Genomic DNA, 15,721 nt, shown 5'->3' with positions numbered 1-15,721 from the left:
GTAATCTTCTATTAAAATCAAAATTGTAGATACAAAATAAAAATATTTAAGGTATACTGAAAATAAATCAGTATACCTTTTTAGCTAAATCAAGATTCTAATAAATGTCTTATTCGCTCATCAGCATTTTCAGTTATTATACTAGGGTACTTTAAATATTTTAATAATTTAATTGCATTTCTTGTAGGTGAAATGCCTTTTTTCATTTTGTAATCAAATTTAAGGCCATTTTCTTCATCTACATCTTCAGAAAAATAGTAGCACTGATATTGATCACCTACGAGTTCAGCAATTTCTAAGTCGTGGGTAGCAACTACCGGTATTGCATTCTTATTTATTATGTATCTAAGTATTTCTAAAGAAGCACTTGTTCTTTCTAAAGGATTGGTACCTCTAAATATTTCATCTATTATGCAAAGCGTAGATACTTTATCATTTAAGGAATTGATTATTCTAAGTACAGCCTCTGCTTCAGCAAGGTAATAACTTTTACCCTTTGTTATATCATCTGAAGGGCTTATAGAACTTATAATATTAAAATAAGAAGTCTTGTAATCTTTAGCAAGGCAAGTACATATAGTATGTGCGAGTACACTATTTATTCCTAAAGTTTTTAGAAAAGTTGATTTACCTGCCATATTTGAGCCAGTAATAACAATACCATTATTATTAACTATAAAGTCATTAGGAATAGCATTTTCAATTAAAGGATTTCTAAGGTCTGTAGCCTCTAAAAAACAAGGTTTATCTATAAATTCAGGCTCTACATAGTCTTTTATTAAATTTCTATAAATTGAGATAGATATTATAGAATCTATCTCTCCTATAATAGAATATATTTCTTTTAGATACTCCCTTTGATCTTCAATATCGTCAATTATATTATAATAGCTTCTAACTTGAGATAAAAAGAACACATTGAAATAATCTCCTAAAATATCAATACCTTCTGCTTTGCTAATATTTCTTGAGTTTTTAAGTATCACATGACATTTTTCTATATCAGTATTAATAATATCATTATAATAGGTTAAATTTTCATTTTTTAGATTACTTATGTTTTTAGCACAGGATAATACCTTAGAAAGATAGGTAATGGATATAACCTGGCTAAGTATATTTTTATTAGCTTTATAGTGTATAGACATATTTATAGAGTAGACAATCATTATAAAAATCACAGAATATTGTTTAAGAAACCCAATAGATATTAATGATAAGCAAGATAATACAAACATAAAGTTATATAAGAACTTTTTGTGCTTGCTTACATCTGAAGCAGTATAAATAAGTTCTAATATATCTCCTCTATATTGTTTCCCAAGTTCATATAAAAAAGATTGAAGCTTGTTTCTAGTAGTGGTATCCTTTTGAAAAAGGTTTATTAAGGTTTTTCTCTGTTCATATTCAAAGCTATCATATAGAGGATTTCTTAAAAGGTTGTATAATGACTGTTCGCCAGGAGTACTTAAGGTATAATCAAGCTTTGAAAAAACCTTTTGCATATCTAAATCATTAAAGGTTTGGTCATCTATAATATTATTTTTCTCATGTTTTGAGTTTAATAGATTGAATAACTTGTTTATAGTATTAAAGTCTCTTTTCTTTTTGTTTATAGATTCTAGGTTATTATTTATATAATCTGAAGATTTATTTCTCTTTCTTTTTATAAAATTATTATAAATAAAGACTAAAACTATTATTAAAAATAAGGCCCCACCAAAATACCACCCCTCTATTTTATCTTTAAAAAGTAATAAGATAGAAAATATGGTTAGAGATAAAAGTGTAAGGGTGAATACTTCCGATAGATTAATTTTATTTTTCAATTTAGCACCAACTTTCCTTATAGTTTAAACGTGAAATATAACAAGATGTTAGTCCTTACCAATTATAGCATTTAGTTTGAATAGTTTAAATATATTATATTTAAATTATCATAATATGAATAAAAAAGTAGTGTGTATTAAATGATTTAAATGGAGAAAATATGATTATGTGGTATAATTCTAGTATGATTCATGTTTGAAAGGAGATATAAGTATGGAAAAATTTGAATTTTATGATAGGTTTAAAGAACTACAGGATATGAAAAATGTGGTAGCGGGAGAAAAGAGAATTGAAGATATGATTGAAAGCAAGGAAAGTTGCCTCGGACACCGCAAGGTAGGGGATAGAAATTATCATATATTTTACCTTAGCCCTTCTGAATTTGCTGTATATTATCATGGTGGTGGAACCGATGCCATGTATACTTCTGAAAGTTTAGGAGATGTATTAAATTACACAAATACTCTTGAAGAGTAGTGTAAAGAATAAAAAATGAACTGTGCAGGGATAGAAAAACTTGCATGGTTCTTTTTTTATTTAAAAAAAGGAATAATTTAATAGGTTTTTACAAATAATCTATTAAACAGTTAATTATTTCTTAGGAGGGGTTATATGGAAAAGTCACTTACGAATAGGCAGATAGCACTTATTCTTTACACCACTATAGTAGGTTATAGTATAAGTGATTTTCCAAAGATAGCTTCAAAGGCTGCTGGCACAGGAGCATGGGTTTCTATAATTATAATTACTATATTTGCTATATTACTAACTTATATTATAACCAAGATTCAACTAATAAATAGAGAAAAGAACTTTTATGAGTTTAATAATGTTTTATTTGGAAGGATACCATCATTAATAATAATTTTAGTATTCATAGTATATTTTTTAGTTTCAGGCTCTCTAATAGTTAGGTCTTATTCCGAAATCATAAAAACAACCATTCTTCGTGAAACACCTATACTTGCTATTAGCACAGTTTTCTTTATGGTAATATACTATGCTGTATTTAAAAAGATTCGAGTAATAGGCAGTTTATGTGAAATTTATGGGATGTTAAGTATACTAGGGTTTTTATTTATAAATTTTCTTATATTAATAAAAGGTAAGGTTATAAATATAAAACCTATTTTTGATATAAGCCAGGTTTCAACGTATATAAAAGGATCTAAGGACTTAATATATCCATTTTTAGGTATGGAAGTATTATTTTTTATAAATCTAAAAGGAAAGGAAAGCAAAAGTTTATTTAGACATATTTTAGGTATGATTGTGATTATAGGATGTATGTATATTTATGTAGTGGAGTCTGCCATTGCATTAGTAGGAGTAGAGGATTTAGTTAAGTATAATTCTACTACATTAAACATTATACTTGGTATAGATTTAGAAAGTTTAGAGCTTTTCAGAAGACTAGATGGATTATATATAATGGTTTGGACTCTTAATATTGTATGTGCCTGTTGTATTTGGACTTATGGAACTATAAGTTTTATTAGTGATATATGTAAAGATAAAAAGAAATATAATTTAATTTGTGTAATTGTTATAATAGTATCTTTTTTAATTTCACAATATCCAAGGAATATAGAAGAAGCTAAAGCTATTATGAAAATCAATAATTATATTGGACTAATTCTAGTAACAATATTCCCCATGATATTATTAATAACATTGAAGGTGAAAAAGTATGAGAATAAAAAGAAAAAATAGATTATTTGTAGCGCTTCTTATAAGTTCATCATTAGTGCTTACTGGGTGCTGGGATAGTTTAGATATAAATAATAAAAGTATAATTTTAGGTGTAGGCATAGACCAGGTAAATGAAAAAATCAACTTTACTGGTGAAGTGGCAAAGCTCATGGCTGGGCAAAAGGTAGGTGGAGTTTCATCGACTTTTTCTAGTGTATATAATTTTTATTCAGATGGTGAATCTTTTGAAGAAGCCAGGAATGAATATGACAGATTAACACCATTAGGAGATTTCACGGGGGCTATTAGGGTTATAGTATTTAGTAAAGCATTTGCAGAAAAAGATATAGAACCTTATATAAATAGAATTACTAATCTATCAAGCTTTAGAAAGTCCATGATGGTTGTTGTAAGTGATACATCAGCTAGAGAACTATTTAAAAAAAAGATAGAAACTGATATATCGATAAGTTATGGCATAGAGGATTTAATTTCATATCTAAGTAAGGAGGGTAAAGCTCTTCATAAAACAGTTCAAGAAATTAGATCAGATATATCATTTAAAACCATAGGTTATGTAGTTCCCTACATAGGATATGAAAATCCATCTGTAAAACTTTTGGGATACTCTATAATAAAGGGTTCAAAAAGTATAGGAACAGTTGATTATAATGATAGTAATGGACTATTATATCTATTATCAGAAAAGGCATCACTAGATTATACTATTGAAAGTCCAAAGGACAATGAAAATACAATATCTATAAATACCAGATTAAATGAAAGAAAAATACACACAAAATATGTAGATGGTAAAATTAATATTAATGTAGATTTAGATATAAGTTCAAAAATGTTATATGAGTATAATATAGAATTATTAGACAAAGAGGATATTAAAAAGATTGAGGATACTATGACAAAAAATATAAAGGATGACATAAATATCATTATAAAGTTATCGCAGGAAGATTATAGCACAGACTTTTTAGGCTTTGGGAGATATTTTAAAGGTCAGAATCCAAGGGAATACAAAAATATGTCATGGGAAGCTGAATATCCTAATGCTAAGATTAACGTAAATATAAAAAATTCTGTTACAATTGCAAGCTTTCTAGACCCTATGGAAGAGGAGAAGTAAATAAAATGAAAAGTAAGATATTTCTAGATAAGATTGAAGAAGACCTAAATGTTGGGTATGGCCTTTATGTAAGAAAGTTAGTAGTTAAAGATTATATTATACATGTGGCGTTTATATCTCAAATAACAGATAAAAATGATATTTCAGGTAAAATAATAAGTCCATTATTACAATATGATAAAGATGATATTACAATTGAGATTATAGCTCATTCAATTATTTATACCGATAATATTTTAATAGATGAAGATGAAAATAAAATATTAAGTTACATTTATGAAGGAAATTCCATAATTATTGTAGAAGGTGAAAATAGTTATATAGCAACTAATGTAATTAAAAAAGAAAAGAGGAATATAGAAACACCTCAATTTGAAAATTCCATAAGGGCTCCACTAGATGCTTTTAATGAAGATTTAAATACTAATTTAAATTTATTAAGAAGTAGAATGAAGGATACAAATTTTAAGGCAGAAAAGTTTATTGTAGGGACTAGAACAAAGACCAATATAGCACTGGCTTATATTATAGACATAGCTAATGATAACTATGTTAATGAAATTCGCAATAGAATAGAGGGGATTTCTATAGATGGAATATTTGAATCAGGATATATAGAAAAGATAATTTCAAATAAAAAAAATACTTTATTTCCTGAAATGGGTATAACAGAAAAGGCAGACACTGTAGGTGCAAATTTGCTAGAAGGAAAGGTGTGTATATTAATTGATGGATCTAATTTGGCACTTTTAGCACCAAAAACCTTTATAGAATTTTTTGATTCAGGGGAAGATCATTACTCTAATACGTATTTTTCAACCTTTGTTTATATAACGAGGCTATTATCCTTTATAATAACCTTAACCTTATCACCTATGTATGTGTCTATTGTATCTTTTCATCCAGATGTACTTCCATCTCAGTATATATTGGCTTTAGCATCTACTAGAGTGGGAGTTCCTGTAAATGCAATAACGGAAGCTTTTATAATGGAAATAGTAGTAGAAATATTAAGAGAAGCTAGTATAAGGTTACCTAAAAAAATAGGCCCAGCCATAGGAATAGTGGGAACTATTGTTATAGGTCAAGCAGCCGTAATAGCAGGTCTTGTTAGCCCTCTTATGGTTATAATAGTATCATTAGGATCAATAACTTCATTTGTAGCACCAGATTATACAGTGATTAATCCCGTAAGAATATTAAAATTTTTTATGATTATTATCACAGGTATGTTCGGGCTTTATGGAGTGGCAATGGGACTTACTATAATTTTAATAAATTTGATATCTACATATAGTATAACAGTTCCATATATGGCACCAGTGTCACCAAGTAACTTTAAAGAAATTTTAACTTCCATATATACATCTTTATCTGACAAAGGCACTCGTCCAAAATTTATCAAAACTAAAGACAAAAAGCGAAGGTAATTAGTATAAATAATAAGAACTTATATGTTAAAGATTAAGTAAAAAAATAAAAACAGAATTAAAATACAACTTAGAATAATATGATTTTAAAAAGGTTAGAGAAGATAAATAAAAATATGATATAATAAAAACTGCTATTTCCTTTAAGTACTGGGCTTAGACACATAAGAACGTAGGTTTGACATGATTTAAGTTAGGGTTTATACTGTAAACAGTATTCTGGCCTTTGTGGCCCTGATTAGCCTAACCTTAATCTTAAAAGCTATATTAGGTTAGGGAGGTAATTAGTATGGGAAAAATAGACTTACAATTAATGGAGGTAAAATGGTTAAGCTTGTTGAATATAGTGAAGTATTAGAAAAAATAGAAGAATATATAATAATTGACGTAAGATCACCTAAAGAGTTTAGTGAAGCTACTATACCAGGTGCTGTAAATATACCTTTATTTGATGATAAAGAAAGAGAACAAATTGGATATATATATGTAAATGAAAGTGTAGAAAAAGCAAAACGTATTGGAATAGAAGCTGTTTCAAAAAAACTTCCATACATATATGATGAGATTTTATTACTTCATAAACCCCATAAAAAACTTGTGTTTTTTTGTGCTAAAGGTGGAATGAGAAGTGGAAGCATAAGTTCTTTGATAAGCTCTCTTGGGGTTACTACATGCAAGCTTAAAGGTGGATATAAGGGTTACAGAGAATTTATAAATCGTAAGTTACCATCAGTTAATGAAGATATTAAATACATAGTAATACATGGTAAGACAGGTACCGGAAAAACTAAAATATTAGAAAAACTAAGAAATATAGGATTTAATGTGCTAGACTTAGAGTGTGCTGCCAATCATAGAGGATCACTTTTAGGAAGCGTAGGACTTGGAGCACCAAGTAGCCAAAAAATGTTTGAAACTTTAATTTACGAGCAGTTAAAGGATAAAAAGGGAAGCTACGTATTTGTTGAAGGTGAAAGCAAAAGAATAGGAAAAACCATAATACCTGATTATATATTTAGTGCCATGAGAGATGGTTATCATATATATATTGATGGAAGTATCAGCTTTAGGTCAGAAAACTTAATAAATGATTATACAATGGCACCTAATGCTAATATAGAAATAATTGAGGCATTAGAAAATATGAAGAAATATATAAATGAAAAAAACATAGATAAATATAAAGATATGATAAACAATAAAGAGTATGAAAAAGTATCAGAAGAGCTTATGCTTAAATATTACGATCCTATGTACAAAAATTCTTCTAAGAGTCACAACTTTGAAGCATTTATAGACATAAAGAGTATAGATGATGGAGTAAACAAACTTAAAAATTGGTTTGAAGATAATTTAGCCCTGGAGGTATAGTATGGATATAGAAAAACAAAAGACAGAAGTATACGATGTATCTGATTTAACATCTCTTGAAAAGCTTGAACCTGTAAGAGTAAGGCCAGGAATGTATATTGGGTCTACAGGCTCTAAGGGATTGCATCATTGTATTTGGGAGATACTAGATAATGCTATAGACGAGATTACTAACGGATATGGTAGCTTAGCTACTATTATTTTAAATAAGGATAAAAGCGTTAGTGTAATTGATGATGGAAGAGGTATACCTACAGGAATGCATCCTTTAAAGAAAAAATCTGGAGTGGAGATGGTATTTACTGAACTTCATACAGGAGGAAAATTTGATAATAAGAATTATAAAACTTCAGGTGGACTGCATGGGGTTGGTGCATCCGTAGTTAATGCACTATCAGAATGGATGGAAGTTGAAGTGTACCAAAACTCTAAAATTTACAGGCAAAAATTTGCTTATGCTATGGATAAAAAGTTAAAGAAAAAGATGCCTGGGACTACAGTATCAGATTTAGAGGTTGTTGGAAGTTGCAAAAAGACAGGAACTAAAGTTACATTTTTATTAGATAAAGAGGTCTTTAGTAATATAGATTTTAACTTTGACATAATAGATGAAAGACTTAGAGAACTTGCATTTCAAAACAAAGGAATAAGATTAAAACTTATAGATAATAGGCAAGAAGAGTCTATAGAAAAAGATTACTTTTCTGAAAATGGATTATTAGATTTTATAAAGTATTTAAATGAAAGCAAAACGCCAATTCATAACACCCCTATTCTTTTTCAAGGAGAAAAAAGTGTGGAAAAAATAAATATGTATGCAGAAGTTTGTATACAGTTCACAGATTCTACCACAGATCATATAGCAAGTTATGTAAATAATATACCAACTACGGAAGCTGGAACCCATGAGACTGGATTTAAAACAGGAATGACCAGGGTTTTTAAAGAATGGGCAAAAAAGTTAAATCTTATAAAAGATAAGGACAAAGAATTTGAGGGCGATGATCTTAGAGAAGGTATGACCGCCATAATAAGAATAAAAATAAACAATCCTATGTTTGAAGGACAAACTAAGACAAAGCTTGGAAATGCTGAAGCTTATACAATGATGAATGAGCTTACATATATAAAGCTTAAGGAATGGATAGAGGATAATAAGGAACTTGCACAAAATATAATGGGGAATGCTTTAGATGCAGCACAAAGAAGAGAAAAAATAAGAAAGATAAATGATGCAGAAAAGAAAAAAATAGGTAAAGGAACAGCGCCTCTAGCAGGTAAAATAGCTGTATGTACACTGAAGGATAAGACAGTTAGTGAATTTATTGTAGTAGAAGGAGATTCCGCAGGAGGAAGTGCAAAGCAAGCTAGAGACAGAAGGTTTCAAACTATAATGCCATCTAAGGGTAAAATAATGAACACTGAAAAGCAAAAGCTTGAAAATGTTATAGCAAGTGAAGAACTTAAGATATTTAATACAGCTGTGGGAGTAGGTACTTTAGATAATTACAAAGAAAAGGATTTAAAATACGATAAAATAATTATATTAAGTGATGCTGATGTAGATGGTTATCATATAAGAACACTTTGGATGACTTATATATATAGATATATGAGACCACTTATAACTAATGGACATTTATATTTGGCTCAGCCACCATTGTACAAGGTATATAGGATGGCAAAAGGCGGCGAGGTTCATAAATATGCTTATAGTGATGAACAATTAGAAGCAGTTAAAAAACAAATAGGCAAAGGCTCTCTAATTCAAAGATATAAAGGTCTTGGAGAAATGAATCCAGACCAACTATGGGAAACTACATTAAATCCTGAGACAAGGACCCTCCACAGGGTTACTATAGATGATGCTGCTAAGGCAGAAAAGATGGTATCTCTTCTTATGGGAGATATAGTTGAACCACGGAAAAATTATATGTACAAATATGCAGAGTTTTAATAAAATGATATATTAGTATTTAAAACTAGTAATTGAAGTTAGTGAGGTTGAGATTTATGGCAAAAAAATTTGTTGTTCCAAAAGATAATAATATAATAGAGGTTCCATTAGAGGAAGCTATGCCTGAAAACTATCTACCTTATGCAGTAGAAGTTGCAAAAGATAGGGCACTACCAGATGTAAGAGATGGCCTTAAGCCTGTTCATAGGAGAATACTTTATGGAGCTTATCTTTTAAAGGCTTTTCCAGATAAGGCTTACTTTAAATCAGCAAGAATAGTAGGGGATATTTTAGGAAAATTTCATCCTCACGGAGATACTTCAGTATACGATGCTATGACCATACTAGCTCAGGATTTCAGTACTAGGTATAAACTAATAGATGGTCATGGAAACTGGGGAAGTATGGATGGTGATGGAGCAGCGGCTATGCGTTACACAGAAGCAAGGCTCACTCCACTTGCACTTCAAATGATTAGAGATATAGATAAAGACGTAGTAGATATGGCATTAAACTATTCAGATACAGAGTTTGAACCTACTGTTTTACCTTCTAGGTACCCAAATCTTTTAGTAAACGGGGCCTTTGGAATAGCAGTTGGCTTAGCTACTAATATACCACCTCATAATTTAAAAGAGGTTATAGATGCAAGCATAAAACTTATGGAAGATGAAAATATTACAACAAAAGAACTTATGGAATATATAAAGGGACCAGATCTTCCAACAGGAGGAATAATCCTAGGTAAAGAGTCTCTTTTGGCAGCTTATGAAACTGGTGAGGGAAAGGTAACGTCAAGGGCTAAAACATCCATTGAAACTTTAGAAAATGGAAGACTTGGTATAATTATAACAGAGTTTCCGTATAGAAAAAACAAATCAAAGATACTTCAAGCTATTTCAGATATGACTGGAGATAAAAAGCATGCGAAATATTTAGAATCCATAGTAGATATAAGGGATGAGTCAGACAGAACAGGGGTAAGATCAGTAGTCGAACTTAAAAAGACTGTGGAATATGAAGATGCAGAAAAGGTATTAAAGTATTTATTTAAAAAGACAGATCTACAATGCAATATTAATTTTAATATGGTAGCTCTAGCTAACGGTAAACCAGAGACCCTTGGACTAAAATCTATATTAAAGCACTATGTAAATCATCAAAAAGAAGTTGTTATAAGAAGGACTAAAAGAGAACTTAATATAGCCGAAAAAAGATTTCATATAGTTGAGGGCTTTATTAAGGCTGTTGGCGCTATGGACGAGATTATATCTATTATAAGAGCCTCTAAATCAAAGAAAGATGCTTCAAACAACTTAATAGAAAGATTCGAATTTTCTAAGGAACAAACAGAGGCTATACTAGAACTGATGCTTTATAGACTTACAGGGCTTGAAATAAAAGTCTTTGAAAAAGAATATAAAGAGCTTTCAAAGGTTATAAAATCATTAAAAAATATATTAGAAAATGAGAAGGAACTATTAAAAGTTATAAAAAGCGAGCTTTTGGAAATTAGAAATACCTATGGTGATGAAAGAAGAACAAAAATAGTAGAAGATGATAGTGAAGGGAAGATCGATTTAGAAGAATTATTAGTTGTAGAAGATATTATGGTAACTCTTTCTAAGGATGGATTTATAAAAAGGGTTCCTATGAAATCTTATAATAGAATAAATAGTGATATTAGTGATATAGAATATAGAGAAGGCGATGCTGGGAGATTCTTATTTCAATCTAATACTAAAGATACAATATTAGTTTTTACAAATAAGGGTCAAATGTACCAAATAAGAGGCAATGATTTACCAGAACGTAAATGGAAAGATAATGGAGTAAGACTTGATTCTCTTATAAGATCATTTAATCTAGATGAAGAAACTATAATAGATGTTTATTCTATTGAAAACTTTTCATCAAGTTTAGACTTTATGTTTTTAACAAGCAAAGGAAACATTAAGAAGACCTCATTAGATAAATTTCAAACAAATTATTCTAGGTATTCTGCATTAAAACTAAAAAAAGAAGATTATTTAATAGATGTTAAGCTTGTAAAAAAAGATAGGGAAGAAGGCTTTATTAATATAATTACTAAAAAAGGCCTTAATTTTGACTTAGAAGAACCAAAGCTTGAGGAATCAGATAGAAATGTTTTGGGACAACAATTATTTTTATTATGCAAAGAAGATGAAATAATTAAGGCTGAATACTGTAAAGAAATGAAGTATTCAGAAATGATAATTGGAGTAAATCCACAGGGAAATTTAAAATCCTTCAAAAAAAATAGTGCTTCAACATATAAAAAGGTATTAACCAATAGTAAGGAATTTATAATTATATTTACAGATAGAGGATTTGCATATAAGATCCCAGGATTTATGATTGGAAATATAGAAGATTCTACTATAAATATAGAAGATTTAGTAGACACATTTTTAAAGGGTAAAGAAAAAGTGCTTAATATCTTATCTTCAAAGGATTTTAATGAAGAGATATGGATGTATTTCTTTACTAAAAGAGGAATGATTAAAAAGACTAATATAAAAGAATTAAAGGGCGAGTATATAGAAACCCAAGTTTATAAATACAAATATGAAGATGATACCCTTGTTACTGTAGAGTTTGGTAAGGATCAAAATCAAGAAATATTATTAGTAACTGAGAAGGCTATGGGAATTAAGTTTACTTCAAACAGTATAAAAGAAATGGGTAAGGTTGCATCTGGGGTAACAGGAATAAGTCTAAAAGAAGAAGACAAGGTTGTTTTTGGAACCTTGACAGAAAATTCTGATGATTCAAATAGTAAATTATGCTATAATAAAGAAATAGCTTTTACAACTAACATAAAAAGTATAAATTTATTATCCTCAAGTGGGAGAAAAGAAGGTGTGAAATTAGAAAATATAAAACTTCAAAACAGGGCTGGAAGAGGAAATAATATAATGGCTATCAGTACCGGCGAGTATATAAAAGATATAAAATTAAAATGATGTTAGGAGAATGGTATGAAAAAGGTATCTTTTAATGAAATAGAAGAGTTACTTATAGAAAACCCAGTAATAGCAGCTATAAGAAATGAACAAGATTTAGAAAATGTGCTTAAAAGCAATGTTTTAATAGTGTTTGTCTTGTATGGAAATATAATGAACATAAGTGATATATGTAAAATTTTAAAGGATAAAGGTAAGATTGTGTTTATACATATTGATCTTATTGAAGGACTTAAAGGAGACCATATAGGCGTAGAGTTTATTAAAAAATATGTAGAGCCTATGGGTATATTAACTACTAAACCTTCTAATATAAAGCATGCTAAGGCTATAGGCTTATATGCTGTTCAAAGAGTGTTTTTAGTAGACTCTTTATCCCTAGCTACAGGGATAAAAAATATTAATGATGTTAAACCCAATGCTGTGGAGGTTATGCCAGGAATAGTAGGAGATATCATTACTGGTATGGTAGATAGATTAAAGGTTCCAATTATAGCAGGTGGACTTGTTAGTAGCAAAAAAGATGTTATGGGAGCACTAAAGTCGGGGGCTTTAGCAATTTCAACCACCTGTGAAGAATTATGGAACATTTAATTTTAAATAAAAATAAGTGAGGTGAAATTTCCTGCAATATCAGGAAAGGTTTATGAAAAAGGTTTTGTTGTTTTTAGCTGAGGGCTTCGAAGAAATTGAAGCATTGACAGTGGTAGATGTACTAAGAAGAGCAGAGATTATTTGTGATACTTGCTCAATTAAAGATGAGTATGTAAAAGGTTGTCATGGCATTGTGGTTAAGGCAGATAAAAATATAATGGATGATGATTTAAAAACATATGATGCAGTAGTGCTTCCGGGGGGGATGCCAGGTGCAGAAAATTTAAGGTACAGTACAAGAGTAATAGAAACAGTAAAGGAATTTTATGCTAATGGAAAGCTTGTGGCAGCAATATGTGCAGCGCCTATCATTTTAGAAGAGGCGGGTATATTAAAAGGCGTTAAAGTTACGTCTTATCCAGGATTTAGAGATAAGCTTGGAAACTCAATATACAAGGAAGAGTCAGTAGTTGAAGATTTGAATATACTCACAAGTAGGGGACCTGCAACAGCTTTAGAGTTCTCATTTTCTATACTAAGTAGACTTTGCGAGGAAGAAAAAGTAGAACAATTAAAAGAGGAAATGTTATATAATATTTAATGATTTATTTAAATAAGCACTTAATTATAGATAAGTGCTTATTTTTTGCGTTATTTTTATAAAAATATAAAAAGCCTCAGGAGTAAAGTATAAAAATAAGGTATAATTCTATTAGGATATATAAAAATCTAATTTGGTAGGTGAAATAAGCTTGGAAAAATGGTTTATAAAAAATAAAAAAGTAAATTATAAAGACTTAGCTTCAAAGTATGGAGTAAGTGAATTTATAATGAAGCTTATTATAAATAGAGATATTATAGAGGATAAATTAATAAAATCTTTCATAAAACCTGATTTGAAAAATTTTCATAATGCAGAGGGTATGAAGGATATAAAAAGAGCTATAGATATATTAAAAGAGAAGATAAAAGAAAACAAGAAGATAAGAATTATCGGGGATTATGATGTAGATGGAGTTATAAGCGTTTATATTTTATATAGAGCTCTTAAAAAGTGTAATGCTAATGTAGATTATGACATACCAGACAGGATAAAAGATGGGTATGGTATAAATATTAACATAATGAAGAAGGCAAAGGAAGATGGTATAGATACAATTATAACTTGTGACAATGGTATAGCGGCTATTGATACTATTGAATATGGTAAAAAGCTTGGTTTAACAATAATAGTAACAGATCACCATGACATACCATTTTTAGAAAAGGAGGATGGTGAGATAGAATATATATCTTCAGTAGCAGATGCTATAATAAATCCAAAACAAAAGGATTGTAACTATGAGTTTAAAAAGCTATGTGGTGCAGGAGTTGCATTTAAACTTATAGAGTCACTTTTCAATGAAATGAAGATTGAAAAGATAGAGGCCTATAAGCTTATAGAATTTGTAGCTATAGCAACAGTATGTGACGTGGTAGATTTAATAGGGGAAAACAGGATATTTGTTAAAAATGGATTAGATATGATTAATAAAACCTCTAATATAGGATTAAAAGCGTTGATAAAAGAAACTGGAATAGAAGGAAAGAAGATTTCAACTTATCACTTAGGCTTTGTAATAGGGCCCTCTATAAATGCATCAGGAAGGCTAGATAATGCAAAAAGAGGTGTAAGACTTCTTTTATCAAATACGGAAGAAGAGGCTTCGATACTAGCTAAAGAATTATTTTTACTTAATGAAGAAAGAAAAGATATGACAAAGATGGGTGTAGAAAGAGCTATAGAGATAGTTGAAACCACAGAAATAAAAAATCAAAAAGTATTTGTTATATATATAGAAGACGTACATGAAAGCTTAGCAGGTATAATAGCTGGACGAATAAGAGAAAAATACAATGTGCCTACTATAATTATTACAAAGTCTTATGAAGGTGCAAAGGGATCTGGAAGATCTATAGAAGGATATGATATGTTTTTAGAACTATTAAAGTGTAAAAGTTTATTTTATAAATTTGGAGGACATCCTATGGCTGCAGGTTTGTCTCTAAACATAAACAATATAGAAAAACTAAGGGAAGAGTTAAATAAAAATACGAATCTAAAAGATGAGGATCTAATACCAAAGGTTACAGTTGATATGCTACTTCCTTTAGATTATATTAATCATGAACTTATTTATGAAATAGAGAGTTTAGAGCCTTTTGGTAAAGGAAATACTAAGCCACTTTTTGCAAATAAAAACTTAAAGCTTATTAAAGGTGACATTTTAGGGAAGAAACAAAATGTATTAAGATTAAGCATTAAATCAGAAAATGGAAAAGCTTTTAATGGAATATACTTTGGAGATATAGAAAAGTTTGAGGCCACAATAATATCTAAGTATAAAAAAACAGAATTAGAAAATCTGTATAAGGGGGCTCCAAACAATATTTATTTAGATCTTATTTTTTACCCAAGTATAAATGAGTATAATGGGTACTCCAATATTCAAATAGTAATTGAGTCTTTTAGATAAGATATACGAAGATAAAGCTTTTAATATATATGAAGGAAAGTTTATGTTGGTTTTTATAAAATAAACGTGAAAATTGTTGTTAACTAAATATATTTGTTTTTATTTGGCTTTTTATAGAGAAACTTAGGTATCAAATATGGTTATTTTTAGAAGGAAAAAGATATCTTTTAAAGAACTATATTTATAAAGATAAGTAGAAATAA

11 protein-coding genes are annotated in these 15,721 nt (G+C 29.2%); 10 read left to right on the top strand and 1 reads right to left on the bottom strand.

Annotated features, from left to right (window positions below; translation table 11 throughout):
* Positions 1 to 89: 89 nt before the first annotated feature.
* A complete protein-coding gene (locus BV55_RS0114450; RefSeq protein ID WP_051652518.1) occupies positions 90 to 1,829 on the bottom strand; it encodes a MutS-related protein in 1,740 nt (579 codons plus the stop codon).
* A 214-nt stretch (positions 1,830 to 2,043) separates the two neighbouring features.
* Between BV55_RS0114450 and BV55_RS0114445 the strand changes: the two genes are divergently transcribed.
* The 10 genes from BV55_RS0114445 (at position 2,044) to recJ (ending at position 15,518) form a co-directional block, all read left to right on the top strand.
* A complete protein-coding gene (locus BV55_RS0114445) occupies positions 2,044 to 2,307 on the top strand; it encodes a hypothetical protein (protein WP_029453522.1) in 264 nt (87 codons plus the stop codon).
* 135 nt (positions 2,308 to 2,442) lie between these two features.
* The gene (locus BV55_RS0114440) at positions 2,443 to 3,543 is read left to right on the top strand and encodes a GerAB/ArcD/ProY family transporter (RefSeq protein WP_029453521.1); all 1,101 of its coding nucleotides are present in this window, start codon (positions 2,443 to 2,445) and stop codon (positions 3,541 to 3,543) included.
* Positions 3,521 to 4,663 (top strand): Ger(x)C family spore germination protein, encoded by a 1,143-nt coding sequence (locus BV55_RS0114435; RefSeq protein WP_029453520.1) that lies wholly within the window; start codon positions 3,521 to 3,523, stop codon positions 4,661 to 4,663. The genes BV55_RS0114440 and BV55_RS0114435 overlap by 23 nt, the downstream gene beginning before the upstream one ends.
* 5 nt (positions 4,664 to 4,668) lie before the next feature.
* Positions 4,669 to 6,093: a spore germination protein gene (locus BV55_RS0114430; RefSeq protein WP_029453519.1), complete on the top strand. Its 1,425-nt coding sequence runs from the start codon at positions 4,669 to 4,671 to the stop codon at positions 6,091 to 6,093.
* Positions 6,094 to 6,417: 324 nt separating this feature from the next.
* The gene (gene mnmH, locus BV55_RS0114425) at positions 6,418 to 7,464 is read left to right on the top strand and encodes a tRNA 2-selenouridine(34) synthase MnmH (protein ID WP_029453518.1); all 1,047 of its coding nucleotides are present in this window, start codon (positions 6,418 to 6,420) and stop codon (positions 7,462 to 7,464) included.
* A 1-nt stretch (position 7,465) separates the two neighbouring features.
* Positions 7,466 to 9,421: a DNA gyrase/topoisomerase IV subunit B gene (locus BV55_RS0114420; RefSeq protein WP_029453517.1), complete on the top strand. Its 1,956-nt coding sequence runs from the start codon at positions 7,466 to 7,468 to the stop codon at positions 9,419 to 9,421.
* A 56-nt stretch (positions 9,422 to 9,477) separates the two neighbouring features.
* Positions 9,478 to 12,408, top strand: a complete 2,931-nt coding sequence (locus tag BV55_RS0114415; RefSeq protein WP_029453516.1) for a DNA topoisomerase IV subunit A — start codon at positions 9,478 to 9,480, stop codon at positions 12,406 to 12,408.
* 15 nt (positions 12,409 to 12,423) lie between these two features.
* Positions 12,424 to 13,002 (top strand): glycerol-3-phosphate responsive antiterminator, encoded by a 579-nt coding sequence (locus BV55_RS0114410; RefSeq protein WP_029453515.1) that lies wholly within the window; start codon positions 12,424 to 12,426, stop codon positions 13,000 to 13,002.
* 52 nt (positions 13,003 to 13,054) lie between these two features.
* On the top strand, positions 13,055 to 13,603 hold the full coding sequence (locus BV55_RS0114405; protein ID WP_029453514.1) for a DJ-1 family glyoxalase III: 549 nt from the start codon (positions 13,055 to 13,057) through the stop codon (positions 13,601 to 13,603).
* Between the two features lie 151 nt (positions 13,604 to 13,754).
* Positions 13,755 to 15,518: a single-stranded-DNA-specific exonuclease RecJ gene (recJ, locus tag BV55_RS0114400; protein WP_029453513.1), complete on the top strand. Its 1,764-nt coding sequence runs from the start codon at positions 13,755 to 13,757 to the stop codon at positions 15,516 to 15,518.
* The last annotated feature ends 203 nt before the right edge of the window (positions 15,519 to 15,721 follow it).

Source organism: Clostridium algidicarnis, from assembly GCF_000703125.1.
In the GTDB taxonomy this organism is placed as follows: domain Bacteria; phylum Bacillota; class Clostridia; order Clostridiales; family Clostridiaceae; genus Clostridium_L; species Clostridium_L algidicarnis.
The sequence above is the reverse complement of the archived record's forward strand: the minus strand, read 5'-3'. Positions and strand labels throughout refer to the sequence as shown.

Coding starts and splice junctions, on each gene's coding strand:
- BV55_RS0114445 (WP_029453522.1), top strand. CDS start 2,044: ATGGAAAAATTTGAATTTTATGATAGGTTTAAAGAACTACAGGATATG.
- BV55_RS0114440 (WP_029453521.1), top strand. CDS start 2,443: ATGGAAAAGTCACTTACGAATAGGCAGATAGCACTTATTCTTTACACC.
- BV55_RS0114435 (WP_029453520.1), top strand. CDS start 3,521: ATGAGAATAAAAAGAAAAAATAGATTATTTGTAGCGCTTCTTATAAGT.
- BV55_RS0114430 (WP_029453519.1), top strand. CDS start 4,669: ATGAAAAGTAAGATATTTCTAGATAAGATTGAAGAAGACCTAAATGTT.
- mnmH (WP_029453518.1), top strand. CDS start 6,418: ATGGTTAAGCTTGTTGAATATAGTGAAGTATTAGAAAAAATAGAAGAA.
- BV55_RS0114420 (WP_029453517.1), top strand. CDS start 7,466: ATGGATATAGAAAAACAAAAGACAGAAGTATACGATGTATCTGATTTA.
- BV55_RS0114415 (WP_029453516.1), top strand. CDS start 9,478: ATGGCAAAAAAATTTGTTGTTCCAAAAGATAATAATATAATAGAGGTT.
- BV55_RS0114410 (WP_029453515.1), top strand. CDS start 12,424: ATGAAAAAGGTATCTTTTAATGAAATAGAAGAGTTACTTATAGAAAAC.
- BV55_RS0114405 (WP_029453514.1), top strand. CDS start 13,055: ATGAAAAAGGTTTTGTTGTTTTTAGCTGAGGGCTTCGAAGAAATTGAA.